We start from the raw sequence: 10,439 nt of genomic DNA, 5'->3' as shown, positions 1-10,439 counted from the left end.
CGGCGGCCCGGGCAGGCCGGGCCGCCGTCAGCCGGTCAGTGCGCGGAGATCACACAGACACTGTCGAGCCCCAGCACGTGGTTGAGCCGCCCGAAGGCGATCCACGAGCCGAGCGCCATCGTCAGCTCGACGATCTCGTGCTGTGTGTAATGCGCGGTCATCCGCGCCCAGAACTCGTCGTCGAGGTTGTGGTGGTCGAGCGTGTAACGCTCCGCGTACTCGACGGCGAGCCGGGTGCGTTCGTCGAACCGGTCGGTGGTGCGCCACTCGGAGACCGCGTCGGCGAATTCCTCCTCGACTTTCTCGCCGTCGCGTTCGGTACGCCAGTCGAGGCAGAAAACGCATCCGTTGATCTGGGCGATCCGCAGCCGAGCCGCCTCGAATTCGCGGAGGCCGAGCTTGCTGTGGTCGTACACGGACATCGAGAAGGTCGCGGCGGCGGTTCCGATCTCGGGGACCATCTCGGCCCACACGTACGGAATGGCGTCCTCGCCCTCGGGAATGTCGATGATCATGGCTGCTTCCTTCCGAGCTTTCCGACGGCGGGGCGGAGCGGGACGTCGAGCGCGTCGTACACGCCAGGCTCCGCGGCCACCAGCCAGTCGATGGCGTTGACCAGGCGGCCGACCGCGGTCGCGTTGCCGCCCGCGGCGCGGTTGCCGCCCTCGTCGACGGCCTCCACGGTGACCTCGATGTGCGGGCGCCCCTCGATGACCACGCGGTGCGCGCCCGCACCGTCCGGCGGCGTCGGCCAGTCCGGCGCGCACGACGGGTGGATGCGCGTGACGTGCTCGATGACGATGCGCGGCTCGCCGCCGACGATGCCCTGCACCTCGAACCGGATCGCGCCCTGCGTGCCGGCCTCGAAGTCGCCCATGGTCGTCGTGCTGACCGTCTCGTCCAGCGCGCGCCGGTCCACGGTCTCGCGGATCTCGTCCAGTTCGACGCCGAGCGCGCGGGCCATGAGCCGGATCTGGCCGCCCCACACCATGGTGGGCATGTCCGGCCACAGCATCGGCGGCCCGTAGTCCATCGGCTGGCCCATGCCGACCAGGTTGCGGACCGAGTCCTCCTGGTCGTACGTCGAGTAGTCGAAGATCTCCTGGCAGCGGATCACGTCGACGCGCGAGCCGAGGCCGCTGATCAGCAGCGGCAGCACGTCGTTGCCCCAGCCCGGGTCGACGCCCGAGACGAACAGCGAGCCGCCGCCCGCCGCGACGGCGGCCTCGGCCGGTTCGATGAACTCCGGCTGCGCGTTGCGCGGGTCGTACAGCGGGTAGAGCGCGGGGCTGACCACCACGGCGCCGGCGCGGATCGCCCGGCAGATGTCCTCGAGCGCGTCGTCGGGGCGGATGTCGCCGGACGCCGCGTAGACGACGGCCTGCGGCCGGGCGGCGAGCACGGCCTCGATGTCGTCGGTGGCGGCGACGCCGAGCGTCGCCCCGAGGTCGCCGAGGTCGCCCGCGTCGCGGCCGACCTTCGCGGGGTTGTTGACGATCACGCCCGTGAGTTCGAGTTCCGGATGCGCATCGACCGCCCGTATCGCGAGGCGTCCGATGTTGCCGGTGCCCCAGACAACCGTGGAAATCATGCGGCGGAAGATAGCAAGCGGACTGTGCCATTCCTAGGTGGCACACGCGTTAGTTTTCGACCCCTGAATCGATCACCACGGGTATTGAACGAAAGTCCAATTCCGGCGCTGCGCAGACCCCTTGCGCGCCTTGCAAAATGAGTCATCGGGTGTCCGATCGTCTCACTTCGGGCGCCGGAAAATTTTTCCTTGCCCACCTCAACTTCCGTACGCGGGAACGGTCTTCGTGGGCCTCGGGCGGGCCTCGGGACGGGCCTCGGGCGGCCGCGGACGTGCTCAGTGGAGCCGAAGCGGACGACGCCCGACCGCCGTTCGGCGACGTGGCGGGTTATCGACACAACCGGTCAGGTTCTCGGCTGCCGACCGACCCGGTCCACCGCCGATGCTGGTGCGACGTCAGCGAACCGCGTACGAACCCAGGGGGCGGAGCACCACCATGAGCGCGCACGACCAGGACCAGAGAACGCACGGCGGACCGGCGGATTCCGGCCGACTCGGGGGCGTGTGGCGGCGCATGCGCCTGTGGGGCGTCGCGCACGCCGTCGACGACCTCTACCAGGGGCTGGTTCCGGCCACCGTCCCGTACTTCGTCCTCGAACGGGACTACAGCTACGTCGCCGCGTCCGGCCTCACGCTCGCCGCGACGCTCGGCAGCGCCGTCCCGCAGCCGTTCCTCGGTGTCGTCGTCGACCGCATGCGCGTCGGGTGGATGGCCGCCGCGGGCGTCGCTCTGGCCGGGCTCGGCGTGGGCCTGTCGGGCGTCGTACAGCCGTACTTCGCGGTCTGGACGCTGATCCTCATCTCGGGCCTCGGCGTGGCGATGTTCCACCCCGCGGCGGGCAAGGCCGCGCGTGAGGCGGCGGGGGAGAGCGCGAGCGCCATGAGCGTGTTCGCGGCCGGCGGCAGCGTCGGGTTCTTCCTCGCACCGGTGTTGGCGACGCCCGCGCTCGTCGCGTGGGGCGTCGGGTCGACGGTGCTGTTCATCCCGCCCGCGGTGCTCGTCGCGTACGTCCTGCACCGCAACCGGCACCGGCAACGCGCCCTGGCCGCCGCCGCGTCGGCGCACCGGACCGGGGCGGACCGGTGGCGGCCGTTCTTCGTGCTGACCGCCATCGAGGTGGTGCGGTCGATCATGTTCTCCGGGATGGCGACGTTCCTGGAGCTGTACTGGATGCGCCGGCTCGGCGCGTCGCACACGCTGGCGGGTGTCGCGCTGACGTGCGCGTTCGCCGGCGGTGTGGCCGGCACGCTGCTCGGCGGCCGGATCGCCGACCGCATCGGCCTGGTGCGCACCGTGCAGGCCGGCGGGTTCGCGCTGCTGCCGATGATGGTCGCGTTGCGGATGACGCCGGGGCCGTACGCGCCGCTGCCGTTCGTGTTCCTGACCGGGCTGGCGCTCAACATCCCGTTCGCGGTGCTGGTCAAGCTCGGCCAGGACTACCTGCCGAGCCGCCCCGGCACCGCGGCCGGGGTCACGCTCGGCCTCGCGGTGAGCGTCGGCGGCCTGACCGCACCGCTGTTCGGCATGGTTGCGGACGCGCGCGGCCCTCAGGCGGTGTTCACCATCCTGTGCTTCGTGCCGGTGCTGCCGCTCGTGCTCGGGCGGTTCCTGGCGGAGCCCGGCGACCCGCCGGGCCCGACCCGTGAGGCGGTCGGGTCGGGCCCGGCGGACGCCGCTCAGGGCGCGGGCCTGCCCGTGAAAGAGCCTGCGGCGTCCCTGAGCGTGCGCCCGACGCCGCGCACCAGCGCGTCGACCCCCCGCGTCGCGCCCGCGAGCAGCGAGACCCCGGCCTGAGCCGCTGAGCCGAGCACCGCGAGGGGCGCGGCGGCGGCCGCGGTGGCCGCCGCGATCACGCCGGCCGGCGGCGGCGGTGCCGGGAGCGGGCCGGTCAGGTGGCGCATGTCGCAGAGAACGCCCTCCTTCAGCGCGATCTGGCACAGGTCGCCGTTCACGTAGGACTGGCACACGTCCTGGCCCTTGAGCGCCGCGTTGAAGAACGCCGTCGCGTAGATGTTCGCGGTGGCGTGCTGTTCGGCGAACGTGATGCCCGGCTTGCCGTCGCGCGGCAGGCCGGGCAGCCGGATGTCCACGTCGCTCGGGTCGAGGAACTGGACGTGGTTGCCGCCGGTGATCTCGAGGTACGTCTTGTACCCCTGCGGGACCAGGTCGTGGTAGTGCACACCCGATCCGGGGGAGATGCGGTCGTTCTGCCCCGACATGATCAGCACCGGTGTGGCGAGCCTGCCGACCTCGGTGTCGATCAGCGCGTACTTCTGCGGCTCGCGCTCGTTGCGCCCGGGCGCGAAGCCGATGACGGCGCGAACGCGCTTGTCGCGGGCCGCCGCGATGAGCGCCCCGGCGCCGCCGAGCGACACGCCGGCCGCGCCGAACCGGCTCGTGTCGACCATGCCGCGCAGCGGGTTGAACCGGTCGTGGTTGACGTCGACGAGCTTGTCGAGCGCGTCGGTGATCGTGTCGGCGTGCATGTGCGGGTCCAGCGCCATGATGTTCTCGGGGAAGTACCGGAACACGATGTAGCCGTGCCGCACCACGTAGTCGGTGAACCAGTCGTACAGGTTCGCGCCCGTCCACGTCGCGGGCGCCAGGACGATCGCGGGGTAGGGGCCGTCGCTCCTGTCCGCGTGCGCCAGCCAGCCGTCGTCCTCCACGGCCGGATAGCTGATCTTGGCGAGTGTGAACCCCGGACCGCCGGTCCAGAACGGGAACTCCAACTTGCCGATCTTGTACGGCCCCGGGTGGTCCGGCGGAACCGGAGGGGCCGGTGCGGGCGTTGTCATGACACCGAGTCAACCGCTCCGCGACCCCCGGAGTAAGGGCCGGAGTCGGACAACGTCCACCCGGCCCTTCCGGTTCCGCCGGTCTTCCGTCAGTCGGTCAGAAGCGGTCAGAACCGCTCCGGAGTCCGGTCGAACCACGGTCGTGCTTCTTCGAGTTGCGTCGCGAGCGCAAGCAGCGAGCCCTCCGCGCCCAACGCGCCGACGAACTGAACGCCCAGCGGCAGGCCGCTCTTCGTCCAGTACGTCGGCACCGACATGGCCGGACGCCCGGTGATGTTGGCCAGTTGCGTGTACGGCGTCCAGCGCAGGTTCTCGTCCGCGATCCGGTCCACCAGGTCCGTCTTCGCCAACAGCCCCGCCCCGCGCACCGCGAGCAGCACCCGGCTGGCCTGCTCCATCCACGCCGGAGTGGCCAACTGGCCCACCCGCGCGGGGGGATGGGCCAGTGTCGGGGTCAGCAGCAGGTCGTACCGCTCGTGGAAGCGGGCGAGCCGGTGGCTGTGCTCGTTCCACCGGTTGTGCGACGCGACGTACGTGCGCGCACTGGTGGCCCGACCGACCGCCGCCATGATGCGGGTGTCCAGCTCGAACTTGTCCTCGCCGCAGCCGGTGGCCTGGCGCACGTGGTCGACCTCGGCCGCCATCGACGCGAACCACATCGTGAGGAAGTCGCGGGCCAGCTGCCGCTCGTCGACACCGGTCGCCGCCTCCTCGACCTCGTGGCCGAGCGAACGCAGCAGCTCGGCGGCGTCCTCGACGGCGGCGACCGCCTCCGGGGAGACGTCGGTGCCGATCGGGGACGCGGTCGCGAAGCCGATGCGCAGCGTGCCCGGCGCCCGCTTGGCGAGTTCCGCGTACGGCGCGTCGGGCAGGCCGGGCACATAGGGGCCCGCCGGGTCGTGGCCAGCCAGCACGTCCAGCATCGCCGCCGAGTCGCGGACGCTGCGCGAGAGCACGCCGTTGACCGCCGCGCCGTGCAGCATCTCCGCGTACGCCGGACCGCTCGGCACCAGGCCGCGGCTCGGCTTGAGGCCGAACAGGCCGCAGCACGCCGCCGGGATCCGGATCGAGCCGCCGCCGTCGTTGCCGCCCGCCACCGGGACGATGCCCGCCGCCACCGCCGAGGCCGAGCCGCCGGACGAACCGCCGGGCGTGTGCGCGGTGTTCCACGGGTTGCGGGTCGGGCCGTTGGCGTCCGGCTCGGTGATGCCCTTGGCGCCGAACTCGGGCGTGTTGGTCTTGCCGAAGACCACCAGTCCGGCGTCCAGCCAGCGGCGCACCACCTCGGCGTGCTCGGGCATCGGGATGTCCGCGAGGGCGCGCGAGCCGCTGCCGGTCGGCAGGCCCGCGTAGTCCTGCGCGAGGTCCTTGATCAGGAACGGCACGCCCGCGAACGGGCCGGACAGCGGCGTTTTCGCGCGCTCACGGGCCAGGTCGTGCATCGGCCGGACGATCGCGTTGAGGTCGGGATTCACCTGTTCGGCGCGCCCTATCGCCAGTTCGAGCAGTTCGGCGGGCTTGACCTCGCCGCTCGCCACCAGCCCGGCCAGACCCACCGCGTCGTGCCCGCGGTACTCCTCGTACTCCACCGCCGCGCCTCCTTGCCGAACCCGCCAGGGGACCCACGTGCCGCTGTGCCCCGGCTCGCCGGGGCACCGGGCTACTCGTCGGTAGCCCTTGCTTCGAGCGTACCGGGGGCGCTTCGCGGAGTGCCAGGGGACGCGACGGCGCGCCCGCGTACGCCTCCGGACGCTTCGCGACCTTCTGTAACCACTGGTAACCGAACGCGAGGTGCGGGACCGTGGTGGGCATGACTTCTCAGACTCCGCCGGTCCCCGAACGATTCGCCGGAGTGCTCGACTGGGTCCCCGCCTACGGCCACGCGCTGCGCCGGGTCGGCCGGTCGTTCGACGTCGTGCGCATCGACGGCGACTACGGCGGGGCAGTCGCCGCCCGGCTGTTCGCCGCGGACCGCGCCCCCGGCCCGGTCGTCGTCGACCGCAGCCGGCGGCACGCCGTGTACTTCTTCGTCGCGCCGGGCGCCGGCGCCGGCTACCGCTGGCCGTCGGGCACGTCGTACCTCGGGCGGCGCGCCGGCGAGGTGTACGTCGGCGTGCCGGCCCTCGAGGGCGAGACGTGGCCGCTGTCGTGGCGCTGCCCGCCGCGCCCCGAACGGCCGTTCGTGGACGCGGCGGTACTGCACGCCGCCCTCTGAGGGGCGGCCCAGGGGACCGACCGCTCAGCCACGCGCCGGGTACGCGCGCGGCAGGACGAAACCGCGCTCGGCCAGCAGCGCGCGCAGCCGGTCCGGGTAGTTCGTGATGAGGCCGTCGACGCCGTCGTCGATCAGCTTGGCCATCGTCGCCGGGTCGTCGATCGTCCACGGCACGACCTTGAGCCCGAGGCGGTGCGCCTCGTCCACCATGGCCTTGGTGACGTACGGCTTGTAGTCCGGGTCGCCGACCGTGCCGTCCTGCGGGAAGCCGTGCACCGGCGAGAACGCCGACGCGCCGAACGACTTGACCGCGAGCAGCGGGTCGCCGCCGAAGTCGTCGATGTCCAGGCCGCCCAGCCACGGCGACCTGCCGGGCTTCCCGGTCTGCAGGAAGTCGTAGTTCGTCAGCGCGACCAGCGGCAGCCGCGGCTCGACCTGGCGCATCCGCATCAGCGAGCCCCAGTCGAAGCTCTGGACCGTCACCTGGCGCAGGATGTGCGCGCGCAGGATCTCGGCCGCCACGACCTGCACGAACTGCTCGCGCGGCGCGGTCTGCTCGGGGGCGCCCGCCTCGACCTTGGTCTCGACGTTCAGCTTGACCTTGTCCGCGTGCCGCGCGTGGACGAGGTCGAACACCTCGCTCAGCAGCGGCATCTTCGCGCCCGGCGAGGTCCGCTGCCCGGGGAAGTCGGGGAACGGGCGCGACCCGCAGTCGAGCGTGCGGACCTGGGCGAGGGTGAGCGTGTTGACGTACTTGCCGACGTACGGGAACTCCGGGTCCCCGGGCGTCGCGGGCGCGGTGTCGGCGCACTTGCGGCCGTCGACCTTGCGGTCGTGGGTGACCACGGCCTTGCCGTCCTCGGTGATCTGGACGTCGAGTTCGAGCGTGCTCACGCCGATGTCCAGCGCCTTCGAGAACGACGCGATGGTGCTCTCCACGGTGAGGCCGATGCCGCCGCGGTGGGCCTGGAGGTCGAACGTGCGGTGCTTGGTGTGGCCGTTGCCGTTGCCGTTCGCGTTGCCGTTCGCGGCGGCCGGGACGGCGGCGGTGAGCACCGAGGCGGCGGCCACGGCGACGGCTGACATGGTGGTGGCGAATCCGATACGCGGCATGGTGATGCGTCCATCCTGTCGGCGACGCGCCACACCGTCGCAGCGCCCGACGACGCCCCGGCGAGCCCGAGGTGAGCCGGAGGCGAACCGGCCGCGACGATTGCCCGTCACCCGGTCGGTTTCGAACACCCTTCGCGCCTGCGTTCGATCGGGTGAAACCGGGCGGATCGACGTGACGAGGAGGACCGCGGCGGGCCAAGCTTGATCCACACGCACCAACGGGAGCCGAGCGCATGGGCGACGAAGCGATCCAGGCCACCAGCGACTGGATGGCCGTCATGCGCGATATGGAACACCGCCGTGCCGACGCGTACTTGCGCGATCCGCACGCGCACCTGCTGGCCGGCGAACCGGCGGTCAGCGAGGTCGAGTACGGCCTCTCGCTCGGCGGCCCCATGGGGGTCGTGATCGGGCGAGGCCGCTTCGGCGACGCGGTCATCGAGCGCGCGATGACCGACGGCGTCCGCCAGGTCGTGGGCCTGGGCGCGGGCAGCGACACCCGGCCCTGGCGCCTCGACCTGCCCCGGGAGACGGCCTGGTACGAGGTCGACCTGCCGGGGCAACTCGACGGCAAGAACGCCGTGTTCGACGCACACGGCCTGACCGTCCGGTGCCGGCGCACCTGCGTCGACGCCGACCTGCGCGGCGCCTGGGAGCACGCCCTGGCCGCCGCCGGCCACGACCCGGCCCACCCCACCACGTGGCTCGCCGAAGGCCTGTTCTACTACCTCGACCGCGACGCCGCCCTCGCGATCACCGACACCGTCACCGAGCTCAGCGCGCCCGGCAGCCACCTGGTCTTCGACGTCCCGCACCCCGGATTCGTGGCCGACCGCGCCGAGTTCGCCGCGTACATGGCGGACCGCGGCGTCCCGTTCGTCGGCTCCGCCGACCATCCGGCCGAGCTGCTGGCCGACCCCGCCTGGCACACCGAGGCGTACCGCGCCCCCGACCTCGAAGCCGGCCGCTGCCCCTGGCTGGAACCGATGCCGCACCGGCTCGCGGTGAACCACGAATGGATCTGGTACGCCCACGCCACGCGGTAAGAAGGGGCGCTCAGCGGTAGCGGTCGGCGAGCTCGCGGACGGTCTCGGCGACCCGGTCCCGCAGCTCGGTCGGCGCCAGGACCTCGATCGACGTGCCCATCATCAGGAACTGGCCGTGGGCGTGGTCGACCGACTCGATCGGGACGGTCGCGCGGATCCAGCCCTCGGGGCCGTCCGGGTCCGGGCGGCCCGTCTCCTCGACCGCGTGGTGCACGGCGTCGCCCAGCATGTCGCGCACCCGCCGCGCGCCGTACGGCGACAGGCGGATCTCCGCGACGCCGGTGTGCAGGCGTGCGTAGAAGTCCGCGAGATAGGCCTGCCAGTGCGCGGTCAGGTCGAAGCCCTCAGGGGCCTCGAACGTCTCCGCCAGAACCTCCAGTTCGAGGATCTGGTCGACCCGGTAGGTGAACGCGCGCCCGGCGGACCCCGACGCCGCCACCAGGTACCAGCGGCCGGCCTTCAGGACCAGGCCCAGCGGTTCGAGGTGGCGGTCCACCACCATGGGGTTCTTCCAACGCCGGTAACGCACCGCGAGGACTCGGCGCTCCCACACCGCCGACGCGGCGGCCTGGAGGTGCGGCGTCTCGGCGGGGTCGCCGTACCAGCCCGGGGCGTCCAGCAGGAACCGCTCCTGGACCCGGCCCGCGCTCTCCCGCAGCTCCGGCGGCAACGCGGCCCGCAGCTTCAGGCGCGCCGCCGCGAGCACGTCGCCCAATCCGAGCTCGGCGGCCGGGCCCGGCAGGCCGGCGAGGAACACCGCCTGCGCCTCGTCGGCGGTCAGGCCGGTCAGACGCGTCCGGTACCCGTCGACGAGCCGGTAGCCGCCGGCGTGCCCGGCCTCGCCGTACAGCGGGATCCCGGCCGCACCGAGCTGCTCGACGTCGCGGTACACGGTGCGGACCGACACCTCCAGCTCGTCGGCGAGCTGCTGCGCCGTCATCCGCCCGCGGTCCTGGAGCAGGAGGAGCAGGGACAACAACCGGCTGGCACGCATGAGCAGATTATGCGCGCCTGCTTACGGATTCACTGACGGTAGGTGTCAGGGGACCCCTCGTACCGTCTCCTCATGAACGACTTCGACTTCCTTCACGGCACGTGGGACGTCGCCAACCGCCGGCTTTTCCGGCTCTTCGCGGGGTGCGACGTGTGGGAGACCTTCGTCGGTCACGCAACGGTACGGCCCCTGCTCGGCGGGCTCGGCAACATCGACGAGATCGTCTTCCCGACGCAGGGCTTCTCCGGCGCGACACTGCGGCTGTACGACCGCGAGCTGGACCGCTGGTCGATCCACTGGACCAGCAGCCGCACCGGGCGCCTCGACCCGCCGGTCGTCGGCGGGTTCTACGGCGACCGAGGCGACTTCTTCGGGATCGACCTGTACGAGGGGCGCACGATCCGCGTCCACTTCGTCTGGCACAGACTCGGCCGCGACCAGGCCCGCTGGGAACAGCGCTTCTCGAACGACGAGGGCGCGACGTGGGAGCTGAACTGGGTGATGGACCTCCAACGGGTCCTGGCTCCGACCGCCGAGCGGGCCGCGCCGACGACCACCGCGGACGTGCCGGTAGCGGTGGCCTGAACCGCCGTCGGAGCCGCCGCTGACGGGACGGACCGGCGGTACGGCGAAGGCGTGGCGCGCCGGCCGAGACGGCCGGGGAGGGGCAGCGAGCTCCCG

The 10,439-nt window shown here is 72.3% G+C and carries 10 protein-coding genes; 4 read left to right on the top strand and 6 right to left on the bottom strand.

All coding sequences use genetic code 11. The features are described from left to right. Window positions 1-35: 35 nt before the first annotated feature. Window positions 36-515, bottom strand: a complete 480-nt coding sequence (locus QI554_RS31770; RefSeq protein ID WP_281474832.1) for a carboxymuconolactone decarboxylase family protein — start codon at window positions 513-515, stop codon at window positions 36-38. Next, window positions 512-1,591 carry an NAD(P)H-dependent amine dehydrogenase family protein gene (locus QI554_RS31765; protein ID WP_281474831.1) on the bottom strand — a complete coding sequence of 360 codons (1,080 nt, stop codon included), beginning with the start codon at window positions 1,589-1,591 and terminating at the stop codon, window positions 512-514. The genes QI554_RS31770 and QI554_RS31765 overlap by 4 nt, the downstream gene beginning before the upstream one ends. Before the next feature lie 436 nt (window positions 1,592-2,027). On the opposite strand from QI554_RS31765, the gene QI554_RS31760 reads away from it, so the two are divergent. After that, the gene (locus QI554_RS31760; RefSeq protein WP_343230829.1) at window positions 2,028-3,386 is read left to right on the top strand and encodes an MFS transporter; all 1,359 of its coding nucleotides are present in this window, start codon (window positions 2,028-2,030) and stop codon (window positions 3,384-3,386) included. Here QI554_RS31760 and QI554_RS31755 read toward each other — a convergent pair. Both QI554_RS31755 and QI554_RS31750 read right to left on the bottom strand, forming a co-directional pair. After that, window positions 3,269-4,390: an alpha/beta hydrolase family protein gene (locus tag QI554_RS31755; RefSeq protein ID WP_281474830.1), complete on the bottom strand. Its 1,122-nt coding sequence runs from the start codon at window positions 4,388-4,390 to the stop codon at window positions 3,269-3,271. The genes QI554_RS31760 and QI554_RS31755 overlap by 118 nt on opposite strands. 107 nt (window positions 4,391-4,497) lie before the next feature. Beyond that, window positions 4,498-5,979, bottom strand: coding sequence for an amidase (locus tag QI554_RS31750; RefSeq protein WP_281474829.1), 1,482 nt, complete (start codon window positions 5,977-5,979; stop codon window positions 4,498-4,500). A gap of 221 nt (window positions 5,980-6,200) precedes the next feature. On the opposite strand from QI554_RS31750, the gene QI554_RS31745 reads away from it, so the two are divergent. Continuing rightward, window positions 6,201-6,605, top strand: a complete 405-nt coding sequence (locus QI554_RS31745; RefSeq protein ID WP_281474828.1) for a hypothetical protein — start codon at window positions 6,201-6,203, stop codon at window positions 6,603-6,605. 24 nt (window positions 6,606-6,629) lie between these two features. On the opposite strand, the gene QI554_RS31740 is transcribed toward QI554_RS31745, so the two are convergent. Next, window positions 6,630-7,718, bottom strand: a complete 1,089-nt coding sequence (locus QI554_RS31740; RefSeq protein WP_281474827.1) for a glycerophosphodiester phosphodiesterase family protein — start codon at window positions 7,716-7,718, stop codon at window positions 6,630-6,632. A gap of 233 nt (window positions 7,719-7,951) precedes the next feature. Here QI554_RS31740 and QI554_RS31735 point away from each other — a divergent pair, with 233 nt between their 5' ends. Then, on the top strand, window positions 7,952-8,764 hold the full coding sequence (locus QI554_RS31735) for a class I SAM-dependent methyltransferase (RefSeq protein WP_281474825.1): 813 nt from the start codon (window positions 7,952-7,954) through the stop codon (window positions 8,762-8,764). Between the two features lie 10 nt (window positions 8,765-8,774). Here QI554_RS31735 and QI554_RS31730 read toward each other — a convergent pair whose 3' ends face one another. After that, window positions 8,775-9,758, bottom strand: coding sequence for a helix-turn-helix transcriptional regulator (locus QI554_RS31730; RefSeq protein ID WP_281474823.1), 984 nt, complete (start codon window positions 9,756-9,758; stop codon window positions 8,775-8,777). Window positions 9,759-9,830: 72 nt separating this feature from the next. On the opposite strand from QI554_RS31730, the gene QI554_RS31725 reads away from it, so the two are divergent. Beyond that, entirely contained in the window at window positions 9,831-10,343 is a 513-nt protein-coding gene (locus tag QI554_RS31725) for a hypothetical protein (protein ID WP_281474821.1), read from the top strand. The last annotated feature ends 96 nt before the right edge of the window (window positions 10,344-10,439 follow it).

Origin of the sequence: Yinghuangia seranimata (genome assembly GCF_029953285.1) — a bacterium.
Taxonomy (GTDB): domain Bacteria; phylum Actinomycetota; class Actinomycetes; order Streptomycetales; family Streptomycetaceae; genus Yinghuangia; species Yinghuangia seranimata.
The sequence above is the reverse complement of the archived record's forward strand: the minus strand, read 5'-3'. Positions and strand labels throughout refer to the sequence as shown.